The sequence below is a fragment of the Acinetobacter sp. ANC_7504 genome, assembly GCF_056779995.1.
In genome coordinates this window covers 11,914-26,891 of sequence record NZ_JBWYIZ010000005.1, presented here as the reverse complement: position 1 = coordinate 26,891, position 14,978 = coordinate 11,914, and the positions used below count along the sequence as shown (strand labels likewise).

The 14,978-nt window shown below is 39.3% G+C and carries 11 protein-coding genes; 5 read left to right on the top strand and 6 right to left on the bottom strand.

Annotated elements, in window-relative coordinates; all coding sequences use genetic code 11:
• Positions 1-17 precede the first annotated feature (17 nt).
• Entirely contained in the window at positions 18-2,234 is a 2,217-nt protein-coding gene (parC, locus tag AC1M9F_RS07290; protein ID WP_481597439.1) for a DNA topoisomerase IV subunit A, read from the bottom strand.
• Between the two features lie 244 nt (positions 2,235-2,478).
• Between parC and AC1M9F_RS07285 the strand changes: the two genes are divergently transcribed.
• Positions 2,479-4,209, top strand: coding sequence for a hypothetical protein (locus AC1M9F_RS07285; RefSeq protein WP_481597438.1), 1,731 nt, complete (start codon positions 2,479-2,481; stop codon positions 4,207-4,209).
• Positions 4,210-4,243: 34 nt separating this feature from the next.
• On the opposite strand, the gene niaP is transcribed toward AC1M9F_RS07285, so the two are convergent.
• From niaP to AC1M9F_RS07265, 4 genes are all read right to left on the bottom strand, one after another.
• On the bottom strand, positions 4,244-5,563 hold the full coding sequence (niaP, locus tag AC1M9F_RS07280) for a niacin transporter NiaP (RefSeq protein WP_481597437.1): 1,320 nt from the start codon (positions 5,561-5,563) through the stop codon (positions 4,244-4,246).
• Positions 5,564-5,706: 143 nt separating this feature from the next.
• On the bottom strand, positions 5,707-6,351 hold the full coding sequence (locus tag AC1M9F_RS07275) for a trimeric intracellular cation channel family protein (protein WP_035268119.1): 645 nt from the start codon (positions 6,349-6,351) through the stop codon (positions 5,707-5,709).
• Positions 6,352-6,412: 61 nt separating this feature from the next.
• On the bottom strand, positions 6,413-6,880 hold the full coding sequence (locus tag AC1M9F_RS07270) for a YchJ family protein (protein WP_481597436.1): 468 nt from the start codon (positions 6,878-6,880) through the stop codon (positions 6,413-6,415).
• 54 nt (positions 6,881-6,934) lie between these two features.
• Positions 6,935-8,521, bottom strand: a complete 1,587-nt coding sequence (locus AC1M9F_RS07265) for a TerC family protein (RefSeq protein ID WP_035268121.1) — start codon at positions 8,519-8,521, stop codon at positions 6,935-6,937.
• A 349-nt stretch (positions 8,522-8,870) separates the two neighbouring features.
• Between AC1M9F_RS07265 and AC1M9F_RS07260 the strand changes: the two genes are divergently transcribed.
• A complete protein-coding gene (locus tag AC1M9F_RS07260) occupies positions 8,871-9,497 on the top strand; it encodes an LOG family protein (protein ID WP_481591504.1) in 627 nt (208 codons plus the stop codon).
• Between the two features lie 89 nt (positions 9,498-9,586).
• Here AC1M9F_RS07260 and AC1M9F_RS07255 read toward each other — a convergent pair whose 3' ends face one another.
• Positions 9,587-11,428, bottom strand: coding sequence for a choice-of-anchor I family protein (locus AC1M9F_RS07255; protein WP_481597435.1), 1,842 nt, complete (start codon positions 11,426-11,428; stop codon positions 9,587-9,589).
• Between the two features lie 164 nt (positions 11,429-11,592).
• Here AC1M9F_RS07255 and mdtD point away from each other — a divergent pair, with 164 nt between their 5' ends.
• The 3 genes from mdtD (at position 11,593) to AC1M9F_RS07240 (ending at position 14,947) form a co-directional block, all read left to right on the top strand.
• Positions 11,593-12,984 (top strand): multidrug transporter subunit MdtD, encoded by a 1,392-nt coding sequence (gene mdtD / locus AC1M9F_RS07250; protein WP_481597434.1) that lies wholly within the window; start codon positions 11,593-11,595, stop codon positions 12,982-12,984.
• An 88-nt stretch (positions 12,985-13,072) separates the two neighbouring features.
• On the top strand, positions 13,073-13,837 hold the full coding sequence (locus tag AC1M9F_RS07245) for a glycoside hydrolase family 25 protein (RefSeq protein WP_481597433.1): 765 nt from the start codon (positions 13,073-13,075) through the stop codon (positions 13,835-13,837).
• A 99-nt stretch (positions 13,838-13,936) separates the two neighbouring features.
• Positions 13,937-14,947, top strand: a complete 1,011-nt coding sequence (locus AC1M9F_RS07240; protein WP_481597432.1) for an MBL fold metallo-hydrolase — start codon at positions 13,937-13,939, stop codon at positions 14,945-14,947.
• The last annotated feature ends 31 nt before the right edge of the window (positions 14,948-14,978 follow it).

The window sequence follows — 14,978 nt, the reverse complement described above, 5'->3', positions numbered from 1 at the left end:
TCGACTAGATGCTAGCTTTATCTTTGAATGAAGAGTTTATTTGCTTTTTGATAACCTCGTGGTAATACCTGCCCTTTTGAAGCACGTTTACCGATGTATTTCAGCAGATCATCACCTTTTAATTTCAATTGTTGTTGTCCAGCAACGACCTGAAGCACATCATCCAAGTTAAGTGTTGTCATAGACACAATGCGGTCCTTTGCATCCAACTGCATCAATTTATTACCTTTTCCTTTATTGAGCATTGGTAATTCTGTCAGCTCTGTCAGTAATAATCGTCCAGAACTGCTGAGTACAGCGATATGTGTACCATCAATTTGTTGCAATGGCATTGCGCTTGCATCATCTGCAAGCGTTAAAAACGCTTTACCCGCTTTAGCATTGGTGTCCAATTGTTTCGCTTGTGTTTTAAAACCATATCCTTTGGAGCTGATCGCTAATATTTCCACCTCATCTTCAGCAATCAGAATTTGTTGGAAATTTACTCCATTTGCTGGCGATAATTTCGAGCTTAATGGTTCACCTAAGCCGCGCGCTGAAGGTAATCCTGTAATTGGTAATGCGTAACTTCGACCAGATTGATCTAATACATACACTTTTTGATTAGATTTACCTTGTGCATGACTTAAATATTGATCTCCTGCACGGAAATTGACTTTATCTAGATCGATCTCATGTCCTTTCGCACAACGAATCCAACCCGCTTCCGATAAAATGACAGTGACAGGATCAGCTGGCATCAAATCTTGTTCACTAATCGCGGTCGCTTCTTCACGCTGAACAATTGGAGATCGACGATCATCACCAAACTTTTTCGCATCTTCTTTTAATTCTGAAATGATCAGATTTTTTAAAGATTCAGGATTCGCCAATTGCTCTCGAATCACGGCTGCTCGAGCTTCAAGCTCTTCTTGTTCACGGCGAATTTCCATTTCTTCGAGACGCGCCAAATGACGTAATTTAAGCTCTAGAATGGCTTCGGCTTGAATTTCATCAATACCGAAATGTGACATTAAGACTTCTTTCGGATGATCTTCCTCACGAATAATGCGAATTACCGTATCAATATCTAAATACGCAATTAAAAGCCCAGCCAGAATATGTAGACGTTTTTCAATTTTATTCAAATGGTATTGCAAACGTCTCGTCACAGTCGTTTTACGAATTTCAATCCATTCCAACAAAATACGACGGATAGATTTTACTTGTGGACGACCATCAGCACCAATCATATTCATATTGACGCGGTAGCTCGACTCGAGATCGGTCGTAGCAAATAAATGGCTCATGACCGCATCTGCATCGATACGATTTGAACGCAAGACAATTACCAAACGTGTTGGACATTGATGATCTGATTCATCTCGTACATCACTTACCAACGGTAATTTTTTTGCCTGCATTTGATCAGCAATTTGGCTGATAATTTTAGAGCCAGAAACCTGATATGGTAATTCACTGATGACAATTTCATTTTTTTCAACCGAATATACCGCACGCATGCGATAACTGCCGCGCCCAGTGCTTTGTAATTTCAGTAATTCATCAGCAGGTGTAATAATTTCTGCTTGAGTCGGTAAGTCTGGACCAGGAATATATTCAGCAACTTTTTCATCAGACAAATTCGGGTTACGAATCAGTGCAATTGTACCCTTAACAACTTCCCGTAAATTGTGTGGTGGAATATCTGTTGCCATTCCCACCGCAATTCCCGTCGTACCATTTAAAAGAATATTCGGTACGCGTGCTGGTAAATTTACAGGCTCTTTTAATGAACCATCAAAGTTATCTTGCCAGTCTACAGTTCCTTGACCTAACTCAGAGAGCAGGACTTCACTATATTGTGATAGTTTGGCCTCGGTATATCGCATTGCAGCAAACGACTTTGGATCATCTGGTGATCCCCAGTTGCCCTGCCCTTCAATAAATGGATAACGATAACTAAATGGCTGTGCCATTAAGACCATTGCTTCATAACAAGCAGAATCACCATGCGGATGATATTTACCTAAAACATCACCAACTGTACGTGCTGATTTTTTGGGTTTACCACTATGCTTTAGACCAAGCTCGCTCATCGCATATACGATACGGCGTTGTACAGGTTTTAATCCGTCACTAATATGAGGCAATGCACGATCCATAATCACGTACATCGCGTAGTTTAGGTAAGCTTGTTCTGTAAATTCTGCTACAGAACGATTCTCTGTCGCTTGGTGCGCAAGGCTTGTCATTGAATCGTGAAATCCTAATGAATGAATAGTTTAAGGGTGTATGCTAGTCTCCCAAACTGCGAAGAACAAGCAAGGTTGGACACTTTGTAAAGATAAAATAACAAAAAAAAGGCCAGTTGGTTTTATTTCATTTTAAACTGGACTTTTTTCTTGTATCCAATTAATTTTATTGAATATACAATAATCAAAACACAACTTTATAACAAATGCTTTTACATACGCTCATCGTATGAACGGAACAAACATGCATAATTACATTCCTTATGATCTTCGCTCAAAATTATTTCAAATTGACCCTAATCTAGATGTTCATTGGCAAACGCGTTTAAAAAATATTTTTAATAGTGTTCCCGCACCAATACAAGGTCTGATCCAGGAACAATTCCTGACTGCGAAGAATATTTACTGGGATCAACATCGACAATCATTCACTTTTAAGGGCATTGTTGGTCTTCAGGATTTAAGCAGTCATTTAATCTCACCGAAAATGCGAACTTTGGCTGAAAAGATCGCAGCCACTTTAGAAACGCTTAAATCATATCAAGACGTAATTAAAATCGCCGATTACTTAGAAACTGTACAAAATCAAATTGATCGTATTGAAACAGAAGAAGATCAAAGTTTTCTTAGAGACAAACAACTCCTACGAAAAACTTTTTTATATGATGCTGCAAATATCATCAAAACACTCGACTTAAATGTTCCTGATAATTGCCGACATTTAACAGCTGAAGAAATTCGTACTTTTATTCTTGAAGTTCATATTAAACATCAAATTTTAGGCTATTGGTTCAAAACCATCCTCCCGAGACAACTGAAGCAAATTAGCCATCCATTATTCCAAGACTTTATTATTCAAGAACAAAAAATTCGTGATTTTGATGTCATTGAAAGCAGTCAGTATTTATATCTGGTCGCGACCATTCATGACTTTAGACAGAACCCATATTCTATCCGCCGCTTTTTAATGGAAGAAAAGCTAGGTCTTGAAGATCGAGTTTACCTAAATGGCGTGGTGTTGGATAAGAAACGTTTAAATGATCCAAGTTATTTAGAACAATTTAAATGGCAAGTCAGTCGAATTATTACGATTCAACGACAGATCACGACTCCTATTTTGGATCTGATGGAAAAATTTCATAACGTCAATTTTGATCTTTTATTACCGTTACTCAAAAAACCGCTCGATGCCTCTGGATTTTCAGTCGAACAAGTCATTAACGAGCGCCTTTTAGATTTCGAAAAAGCTTTAACTCTTGAGATATTGCAACCTTTTCAATATGCACTGCGTCATTCAATTCGTCACCCTGATGAGTTTGATTATTGTTTTATCAGTATGCATCGTCTGTTCTCTGATATTGCGAGTTTTTATAAAGACTTTTCAAGTGAACCCATTATCGCCTTCAATACTCAAGCTCAAATTTTCGAATATAAAATTTTATCCTATTTAAAATTGATGGAAAAAAGACGACATACTATTTTTGTGAGTTTAGATGCAGAGTCTTATGCGGCAAGTCACAGCAAATCTCAAGCAGCGATTGAGCAAGTTAAAACAATTATTGCCGATGCTCTAGACCAACATAAAGTCAATCAAATTGCTTTCAATCAGAAAAAAAGAGAACTCGAAAGCCAATCAAACAAAGGATTCTTTCAAAAAATGTTTGATAAAACTGAAAAGTTAAAATCGGATCTTGAAGCGCTTAAATTGGCTGGAATTAATAATCGACGAATTGCATATTTAGATCTCGTGAAAGTGCCCAAAAAACATGATGAAACGACGGTGTACCTTGAGTTTGAAAGTTTGATTTCAATTAATCAGACTGAGCGTCACTATGCTTTTGTCAATGGCGACAATGGGGTATCAGCTTTGCCTATTTTAATTCAACTCCCTGAAGATAAAGAAAAATTCAATCTTCACCAAGTGTCGAACACATTACATTTTGACTTAACTAAAGCACGTCAAAAATGGGTCTAAAAAAGAGGATCTTAGCTCCTCTTTTTTCACAGATTTACATCCCCATAGACTCAAGTGTCTTACCTTTGGTTTCCTCACCGAGCACCAAGATCACGGCTGCAACTGCCAATAATACAGCGGTAAACATCATAAATACTTGGCTAAATCCATTTGAAGCCACCATCATATGGGTAACCACTAAAGGTGCAACAATCCCACCAATACGCCCAATTGCTGCTGCCCATCCTGATCCGAAAGCACGAATATTTGCAGGATATTGTTCAGGCGTGTAGGTATATAAAACGCCCCATGCACCAAGATTAAAGAATGACATCAAGCATCCCCAGAACATGATCATCGCTACGGTATCAGCTTGCCCAAAGAAATATGCTGATATTGCACACATTGCAATAAAGCCTGAAAGCGTCGCTTTACGCCCTAACTTTTCGACGAGCCATGCCGCGACAATATAACCTGGCAATTGTGCTAAAATCATCCCGAGAACATATTCAAAAGACTGCACAACGGTATATCCCTCTTTGACTAAAAGACTTGGTAACCACGTGAAAATACCGTAATACGAATAAACAATCCCAAACCAAATTAACCACAGCATTAAACTGCGCTTAGCGAAACCGCTTGACCATAACTGACCAAAACTGACATTTGAATGTGTTGAAACTGGTTTCACTTCAATTTTTTCGATGACTTCGACACCACACTGTCGCTCGATTTTTTGCACAATCGCGTGCGCTTCATTAATACGACCTCGATTGATCAAGTAAGGAACAGATTCCGGAACTTTTTTTAGAATGACGAAGACATAAAGTGCAGGCAAACCACCCAATAAAAATGCAACATGCCAGTCAAATTTAGGGATGACAAAATAAGAAACCAGTGCAGCACATAACCATCCTAGCCCCCAGAAGCTTTCAAGTAACACAATAAAGCGACCACGAACATGGGCTGGAATGTATTCACTCACTAAAGTCACGGCAACTGGTAACTGTCCGCCTAAGCCTAAACCTACAATAAATCTAAAGATTAATAACCATGTTAAATTTGGTGCGAAAGCACAAAGAGCTGTTGCTATACTATAGATGACCAATGTCGTAGCAAATACTGCTTTACGTCCGATTCGATCCGCCAGTCCACCAGAGAATACTGCACCTATCGCCATTCCCACAAAGCCGATGGATACAACCCAACCTTTTTCAGCAGGCGTCATTTGCCAGTCTTCAGCCATCTTCGCCAAGATAAAGGAAATTAGTCCAGTATCCATTGCATCAAACATCCAGCCTAATCCAATCACCCACAACAAGGTGTAGTGAAATTTACCAATAGGTAAACGCTGTATTCGTGAGATTAAATCCATAGCATGCTCTCTGTGAGGAGTGATTTAAATACAACCAATGACAATCGCTGTTTTCTCAACACTGCTTTTTTTTATTTTCTAAAGAACCATATAAAAATGACCGATCACATTATCGGCCATTTTGAAAGATGAGTGTAAAAAGTTTAATTTACATCTTTTGATGACGCCGACTGTTCATCATCATCTTTATAAATAAATTTTGGCATTTCAAGGCCAAAGTAAATTGCGATACAACGCAATGTGAAACCAAAAACAAGAGTAGAAATAATGGTGATATCTTGTGAAAAACCGACTTCGATACAGCCCCAATAGAAAATGACCGCAACAAAAGAAATACTGGCATAAAGTTCGCGACGGAAGACTAAAGGCACATCGTTACATAAGATATCTCGTAAAATACCCCCTGAAACGCCTGTCAATACACCTGCCACTGCACAAACCACGAAACCCTGTTCCATTTGAATCGCAATTTGACAACCAATAATGGTAAAACCTATCAGACCTAAGGCATCTAGAAGTAAGAATACCGAACGTAGATGTCGCATCCATTTTGCGATAAAAATCGTAAATAATGCTGCACAACATGTAAGTACTAGATATTCAGGATGTTTCACCCAAGTTAAAGGATAGTGCCCTAGCAAAACATCACGAACTGATCCTCCGCCCAAAGCAGTCACACAGGCAATAATAATGACACCAAACCAATCCATACTTCGTCGACCTGCAGACAAGGCGCCTGTCATCGCTTCCGCAGTAATCGCAATAATATAAATAACGGTGAGTAACATTGCCCTACTTCCAAATGAGGGTTTTTAATGCGCAATATTCTAAGTTAATTAAAAATTAATTCTAGAGAAATCGCGCACAACATTGCTTAAATTTTTTTCCTGATCCACAAATACAAGGCTGCTTCATCGTCACAGTTTGATCTGTCGTTGGGTCTAAAAAATACCACTGTCTATTGATGAATACGAAATTTGAGGTTTCATGATGGACATGTACCTGATCGACATGTTGGTAATGTGCTTTGAATTCAACTTGAGCATGGGTTTTATCCAGACGAGGTAAATGCTGAATAACCTCTAATTTTAACCACTGATTGCTAATCGCCCAATCCCGAATGGCAGCAATGTCTAAATGACTTTGCTGACCTGATGCTGTGGTACTCACAATATAGTCGATTTCATGTTTAGCGAATGCACTATAGCGAGAACGCATGAGCTGTTCAGCACTTTCTGCAACACGCTGACCACGATGTAAAGGTTCACAACAGTGTGTATAAATTCCATGCCCGCAAGGACAATTGAGTTCGGACATCAATATTCCAAAAAAAATAGCACCTAATGAGATGCTATTTTAACTGAGTTTAAATCATTCTGATGGGTCTTGTTTTACGATGGGTACAATATGTACTTTTTCGATTTTATGACCATCCATTGTAACCACCTCAAATAGATACCCTTCTGCTTCAAAGGTTTCTCCATTTTCAGGTAAATGTCCTAAATGGAATAAGATATAACCAGACAGCGTAGAATACTGTTCTGACTCATCAACTAAATCACGATCAAGCAATAATGAAATATGACGAATATCAGTTGAACCCTCGAGCATGAGTGAACCATCCTCTAAGCTTTCAACTGCAGTTTCTATTTCATTTTCGTTCGGGAATTCACCCGCAATCGCTTCTAAAATATCAATCGGTGTTGCAATACCCTCAATGGAACCATATTCATTGAGCACAATCGCCATTTGTAAGGGTGCCTGACGCAATTGATCCATCACCATTAAGACTTGAGCGCTTTCATGGACAATGACAGGCTCTCGAATGTGTTTTTCGAAATTAAAATCGCCTGATTCAATATAGTCATTCAAAACGTTATGCGTGAGCACCACCCCAGCAATATTGTCTAGCTCGCCATGTGCAACGATCAAACGTGAATGTTTCATAGAAAGCACTTGATGTTTAATACTTTCAGGATCGTCATCTAAATCGATCCATTCGAGTTCTGGACGTGGGGTCATTAATGATTTGACTGGTCGCTCAGATAAACCTAATACTCCTTGCAACATCACGCTTTGGTATACCGCATTCTCATCCGAGAACATTTCCTCTACCAACGCTTGGGTAGCCAAAACATCATCCGTATTTGCCGATTGAGCATCTGCCGTTTTTGACTTACCACCCAGCATACGAATGACGGCAGAAGCTGTTTTGAAACGTAAATCAGTCGTTGTCACCGTTTTTTCTTGGTTACGGCGCATCAATTGATTTAAAAACTCAATCAGGACAGAGAAACCAATTGCAGCGTATAGATAACCCTTCGGAATGTGGAAGCCTAGGCCTTCGACAACCAATGAGAAACCGATCATCATCAAGAAACATAGACACAGAATCACCACAGTTGGATGCTTATTCACAAAGTCCATGAGGGCTTTAGAGGCCCATAGCATGATTCCTATCGCAATAATTACGGCGATCATCATGACCGAAAGATCTTTGACCATACCGACTGCTGTAATCACACTGTCGAGTGAGAACACTGCATCCAATACCACGATCTGTACAATGACCATCCAAAATGCAGCATGAACAGGATTTTCTTCTTTAACATGAACTTTACTTTCTAGACGTTCATGTAGTTCTAAAGTTCCCTTCATTAACAAGAAAATACCACCAAAAATCAAAATAAGATCTCGGGCTGAAAACGGATGATCAAAGATATGGAATAATGGATTCGTTAACGTGATAATCCAAGCGATTGACGCCAAAAGGATTAGGCGCATGCCAAGCGCGAGCGTTAAGCCTAAAATTCTGGCTTTATTGCGTTGCTCAGGCGGCAGTTTTTCCGCCAAAATCGCGATAAAGACGAGATTATCAATCCCGAGAACAATTTCTAAAATAATTAAAGTTAAGAGTCCCACCCATGCGGAAGGATCAGACATCCATTCAAAAATCATGAGTTACACTCCCACGTTTCAGGAAGATGGGATTCATTTAAACCAAAGTGATGAGGCAAAGTTATAAATGCAGTATTTAAATTTAGAAAATAAATAATATTTTGTTCTATTGAGCGATGTCGATCACTACTCATATTGATGTATTGGTTGCCGAACAGATTTTCAGTATAGAAAAGATTTTAGTGCAATTCACTATTTTTTCGGTGAATCGAGATTGGCTTTATCAATCATTTTGGAATGAAACTACAAAATATTTCAAAAAATTCTTATTTATCTATACAGTTGTCACCTTTCTTGCTTAGATTAAACTGCATGATGAAGTTCATTTAAAAAAGGTGAGTAAATAAATATGAATACAAGCGTTCTTAATAACACCTTAGAGACCGATACATCAGTTAAATCAAAAGCAACTCAATGCCTTATTGCACTTTATTGTGGTTCTCGTTTTGGCAATAATCCTATTTACCAACAAAAAGCCATTGCTTTGGCTGAAAAAATTGCAAGGCAAGGATTTGGCATCGTATATGGCGGTGCAAGTATCGGATTAATGGGACAAGTCGCAGATACAGTCATTGAAAACAATGGTGAAGTTGTTGGTGTTATTCCTGAATTTATGCTTGATTACGAGGTTGCCCATAATCAGTTAACAGAACTTCACGTGGTAAGAACAATGCATGAACGCAAAGCCATGATGGCTGAACGTGCTAGTGCTTTTGTTGCGCTCCCGGGAGGTTTAGGTACATTTGAAGAAATCTTAGAAATCGCAACTTGGGGACAGTTAAATCAACACCAAAAACCAATGATTATTTATAACGTCAATGGATTCTATAATGCCTTGATTGCACAACTCGATCATGCAGTAGAAGAAGGTTTTCTACCTGCTCAACATCGGGCAAAAATCATCGTATGCGAGCATTCACATCAAATCATCAATGCCATCGCAAACATGAAATGCCCTGAACAATTCGTGGTCTAAATTCGACAAGACTTTAAAGCATTACGCATGACGGGTAAAAAATAAAAGAGCCATATGGCTCTTTTATCATACATCTACACGATCAGGCTCTATTTCAACGTGATTTGATACGTTGCTGTAGTACCACTGACTTCATTCCCTACAATCAGTAAAGGCGTACCCGTTGGAGATTCTTTTGCGGAAACAAAGGTTAATCCTTCAGGACCTAAGTCTCCTGCCTGACCTTCCTCGATATCGGCAGTGGTTGCATCAAGTTTTCGCGAATGAATATATTGCACAAATTGGGGTTGGGCAGGATTGGAGATGTCATATACCATCACGCCTCCAACTCGTTCTAAACCAATAAATGCATAAGTTTTCTGGCCGATTTGACCGATCACCACGCCTTCTGGCTCTGGTCCCTTATTGTCACTACGATTATCGAACCCTGCTTCTTCATGGTTTGCATTAAAGATCTCAGGATGGTGCTGAGCAATATATTGTTCAAAATCATCACCCGAATCCCAAACCAGCTCTAATCCTGTTTGAGCATCATTTTCTGTCCAAATACTGACAGATCGTGCCCCGAAGCTATATAAATGATCGTAAACTAAATTGCCTCGAGCATTGAGTTTAGGTGTGCCATCAGTATTCTTTTGATAACCTTCAGTCCAAGTGATATTCAAACGACCAAGCATCTTGTCTTCACGGCATCCTTTAGTATCGCCATCGATCGCTCCACAATATGCAAAATGCAGAGGATTCAATTCAGCACCTTTCGCCAGTGCTCTTAATTGTGGTGGCAGATCTTCACCTTGCCGTCTGTCGAAACCATCTTTATGGAATAGATGCTTCGCACGCCATTCTTCAACAAAACCCTTTTTAATATTACCTTGAGCATTCGGATTATCCTTCAATCTCTCTCCCCAATATTCAGGATCATCTTCACCCCAAGCACGAGCATCCCCTTCATTGGCAGTGACAATATACGTTTTACCATTGACTTCGTAACTTGAGATCGCATCTGGCATATATAAGCCACGAACATGCTGCCAAGTTTGAATATTGATCTTCGCAAGACCATTTTCACCATCGGCATCACTGACATCTAAACCATGACCTTGTAAGCCATGATCTTTAAAACCGAGCGGATAAACAGCCATGACTTTGGCATTTAAAACATCCACCTTAGCTAAGGCATTATTTTCCTGTAATGCGATCCATGCAATTTTGCCATCTGCGCTGAGTGTGATGTATTCAGGTTCAAAATTTTGCGCTACTGTTGCATTTGGACCATAAATTCGCACACCTTGATCACGTAATAGTTGAGCTTGACTATTAAAGGCTTTGAAGTCAGCTGTTTTTGCAACTGGTTTGTTCAAATTTGAGAGATCAATGATTGAAATCGAACCTTCGGGATCAATCGCATAATCATGAGATGGCTCTCCTTCATTCGCCACCAATAAGGTTTTACCATCTGTACTAAAGGTCAGCATATCGGGTAGAGAACCCACTGGAACTTGGGCAATAAAGCTCGAATCATTGGCATTAAAAAGTGCCACGATTCCTGGATCTGTTTTATCTTTGGCTTGTACAGCCAAGGCAACAATTCCATTTTTTACAGCAACACTATTTACTTCTGAGTCTGTTAAATAAGATTTAGCATCTAAAGAGCCAATCCATTTAGGTTGCTGAGGTTGGCGATAATCAAAAATATCAACCACGCCTTCTTTTGCGTTTACAACAAACAATCTTTGGCTTTGTGCATCATAGGCAGGTATCTCTGCTGCGCTGACCGCAAAACCACGACTTTCTGTACGACTGAGATAGTTGAGTTCAATCGATTCAGGCGTAATATTTGGTACTGATGTGATATTGTTAGTGTCATCATTACATGCCCCTAGCCCCAATGCACACATTGCGATCACAAGTGCGTTAGACTTTAGCTTCATTTTTTTAATCTTCTTATGATGTTGTTGGCAACAACTCTATGACCATGCGATGACAATGCTGTGACCATTAGATTGCAATTTTGTTGCAAATCCTTCGTAAATAAACCACAAGTGATACTGAGAAACTGTTTTAAAATATTAACTTACTAATATGATCCTACAAGATGAGCAGCACAGCACACCAACCCTTACAGCCTGAGTTTAGATTATTGGTGTTTTTGGTTTCGATCGGCTTTTTTATGCAAGGTCTAGACACAACTATCATCAATACTGCGATTCCTGCAATCGCTCATCACCTCAATGAAGATCCTCTACACATGCATAGTGTCGTGGTGGCTTATGTATTGTCAGTCGCAGCCTGTATTCCACTCAGTGGTTGGCTGGCTGACCGATTTGGTGTCCGAAATGTTTATTTTTCTGCAATTATCATTTTCACTTTGGCATCGCTCGGATGTGCATTTTCTTCTAATTTAAATGAGCTTTTATTTTTCCGAGTGATTCAAGGGATTGGAGGTGCTTTACTGCTGCCAGTTGGGCGTCTTGCAATGTTGAAAATCATTCCTAGAACCCAATTCCTTGCAGCCATGTCTCTGATGAGTCTTGCAGGTCTGATTGGCCCCTTAATCGGTCCTACTCTTGGCGGATGGCTAGTGGAGTACGTGACTTGGGAGTGGATTTTCTTAATTAATATTCCTATTGGACTCATTGGAGTTTTTCTCACATTTAAAGCCATGCCAAATGTGACCGAGACCCATGTTGCTAAATTTGATTTTTTTGGCTTCTTGTTATTAGTCATCGCGATGGTTGGCTTAAGTTTAGGGATTGAAAATTTTGCTAGCCCCTATCTTCCACTATGGTGGAGTATTGTTCTTATTGTGTTTGGTTTATCTGCAAGTGCTTGGTACATGGTGCATGCCCATACCCACCAAAATGCTCTATTTCGTGGGAAACTATTCAAAAATCAAATTTTCGCGATTGGTATTGTAGGCAACTTTTTTGCCCGCTTAGGCGGCAATGCGATGCCTTTTCTTATCCCCTTAATGCTACAAGTTGCTTTTGGTTTTGAACCATTTATTACCGGTTTACTTATGATTCCAACGGTATTGGGTTCACTGGCATCAAAACCGATCATTCGCCAAATTATTCAACGATTTGGGTATCGTCGGGTGTTATTAGTCAATACCTGCCTTATTGGCTTATGTATTGCAAGTTTTGCCCTCACCTCAGCCGAAACACCTTTATGGCTAAGAACATTACATTTCTTCATTTTTGGTATGTTGAACTCACTGCAATTTGTTTCTATGAATACGCTAACCTTAAAGGATTTGCCTCAACAAGATGCTAGTAGTGGTAACAGTTTTCTCTCGATGATTATGATGGTATCTATGAGTATTGGTGTAGCGCTTGCAGGTACACTGGTCAATGTATTCACCGCTTATCTTGGTACTGCACAAATGCAACAGGCCTTCCAATGGACCTTAATTTTAATGGGCTCAATTAACATTATTACCATGTTGATTTTTTGGAAAATTCCGAAAGAAATGGATGATGACTAATAGATATGGATTCTAGATACTGTCACTACCATTTACGTTTATTCGCGTTATGATATTAATTATATTTTGCACCAAACTTTAAGTGCTCATGAATTCAAAAAATAAGCAGCATATCTATTCGCAGAAGATTATCTTGTGGACCTCCCTTTTAGGTGCAGCCCTGATCGCACTCATGGTCGGATTATTGAGCTTTTTCTTTTTGCCGTTTCAACCAGCAACAGCTCAAGAGTATCCAATCAAAGGATTTGATGTCTCACATCATCAAAAAGAGATTCGCTGGTCGCAAATTCCAAAAAAGGAATATCAATTTGTCTACCTCAAAGCAACAGAAGGTGGCGACTTTAAAGATCGAAAATTTCAGGATCATTGGCTTAAAGCACGCGAGCATGGTTTTAAAGTCGGAGCGTATCATTTCTATCGACTTTGCCGTGATGGGAAAGTTCAGGCATTAAATTTCATTGATTCTGTACCACGTAAAGAAGATGCCCTTCCCCCAGTCATTGATTTGGAATACGACAGCAATTGCATCAATACCTATAGCAAAGAACAACTGTTATATGAAATCGATGTTATGCACGATTTGCTGCATCAACATTATGGCAAACAACCTATCTTTTATGTTTCTAAAGCCTTCTATAACATCGTACTTGCGGGTGCTTTTACGAATACCCCACTCTGGGTACGTGAATACACCGCTCAACCTGAATTAAAAGACAATCCAGATTGGATCTTTTGGCAATACACCAATAAAGGTAAAATTAAGGGTATTTCTACACCAGTGGATTTGAATGTATTTAATGGCGATCAAAACGACTGGATAAAATTTCTAAAATTAAATCAAATTGAGCCATAAATCTTAAGGAGTCAGTACGTTACAACTAAAGAGATCTAACAAAAAAATAGAGTGCAACTGGGCTCAAGCAAGCGAGTTACGCTTTATAAGGATGACATGATGTCGCTTAAAAAAGGGATTTTAACGGTGATTGGTCTTTTGGCTGTCACGCTCATGGCTGCGTTTTTTTATTTATGGCAACCATCAGGAAAGCTCTCCGAATTTAATCAATGGAAGGCTAAAATAGACCAACCCGTCAGTGAACAAAAATTAAATGTTCGCTTTTTTGGCGTTTCCACATTGCTATTTGATGATGGTAATTCACAAATTCTAATTGATGGTTTTTTTAGTCGACCATCTCTCATGAACATTGCTTTACAACGCCTCTCCAGTGATCAAGCACTGCTTCACAATATGATTCAGGACCATGAGCTTAAACGCCTCAAAGCCATATTGGTGACCCACAGTCACTATGATCATGCTTTGGATATTTCAGTGCTCGGAAGTTCACTCCCAAAAACTCACATCATTGGTTCGTTGAGTACACTAAATATAGCACGAGGCGGCAAAGTGCCTGAGCATCAATTGAAACTGGCTGTGCCTTTTCAAGCACTACAATTGGGTGCATTTCGTATTACGCCTATTCCCTCACAACATACGCCACCTACAGCAGTGAACAATGATTTAGGTGAAGAGATTCTGCATCCACTGCCTCAGCCAGCACGTTTTTATGAGTTTAAAGAAGGCGGTAGCTTTGACTACTTGATTGAGCACAATAATCACAAAATTTTAGTTAAAGCCAGCACAGGTGCGCTTCCTAATCAATTTCAAAAGTTAAATGTAGATGTCTTGTTTTTAGGAATTGCTCAGCTTTCAAAACAATCACCCGAGTTTCAACAACAGTATCTCGCTGAAACCATTGATCAGTTACAACCGAAAGAAGTCATTCCAATTCATTGGGACAATTTCTTTAAACCACTTTCACAGCCTTTAGAGTTTCTACCACGAATAGCAGATCATTCTCCGAAAAGCCTACAACTCGTGATTGATCATGCACAGCATCAAGGTCGAAAGGTGACTTTACTGACGGAGCCTTACGCATACCCAATAATCAGCTCAACGATGCCTTAATTATGGGTTAAAATTAAGGCATCTCATGATT

What these genes read in the sequence shown, in the direction of transcription:
- AC1M9F_RS07265 (WP_035268121.1), bottom strand. Translation starts at nt 8,521, where the DNA reads ATGATTTTTGAATGGATGTCTGATCCTTCCGCATGGGTGGGACTCTTA.
- mdtD (WP_481597434.1), top strand. Translation starts at nt 11,593, where the DNA reads ATGAGCAGCACAGCACACCAACCCTTACAGCCTGAGTTTAGATTATTG.
- AC1M9F_RS07285 (WP_481597438.1), top strand. Translation starts at nt 2,479, where the DNA reads ATGCATAATTACATTCCTTATGATCTTCGCTCAAAATTATTTCAAATT.
- parC (WP_481597439.1), bottom strand. Translation starts at nt 2,234, where the DNA reads ATGACAAGCCTTGCGCACCAAGCGACAGAGAATCGTTCTGTAGCAGAA.
- AC1M9F_RS07270 (WP_481597436.1), bottom strand. Translation starts at nt 6,880, where the DNA reads ATGTCCGAACTCAATTGTCCTTGCGGGCATGGAATTTATACACACTGT.
- AC1M9F_RS07240 (WP_481597432.1), top strand. Translation starts at nt 13,937, where the DNA reads ATGTCGCTTAAAAAAGGGATTTTAACGGTGATTGGTCTTTTGGCTGTC.
- AC1M9F_RS07260 (WP_481591504.1), top strand. Translation starts at nt 8,871, where the DNA reads ATGAATACAAGCGTTCTTAATAACACCTTAGAGACCGATACATCAGTT.
- niaP (WP_481597437.1), bottom strand. Translation starts at nt 5,563, where the DNA reads ATGGATTTAATCTCACGAATACAGCGTTTACCTATTGGTAAATTTCAC.
- AC1M9F_RS07245 (WP_481597433.1), top strand. Translation starts at nt 13,073, where the DNA reads ATGAATTCAAAAAATAAGCAGCATATCTATTCGCAGAAGATTATCTTG.
- AC1M9F_RS07275 (WP_035268119.1), bottom strand. Translation starts at nt 6,351, where the DNA reads ATGTTACTCACCGTTATTTATATTATTGCGATTACTGCGGAAGCGATG.
- AC1M9F_RS07255 (WP_481597435.1), bottom strand. Translation starts at nt 11,428, where the DNA reads ATGAAGCTAAAGTCTAACGCACTTGTGATCGCAATGTGTGCATTGGGG.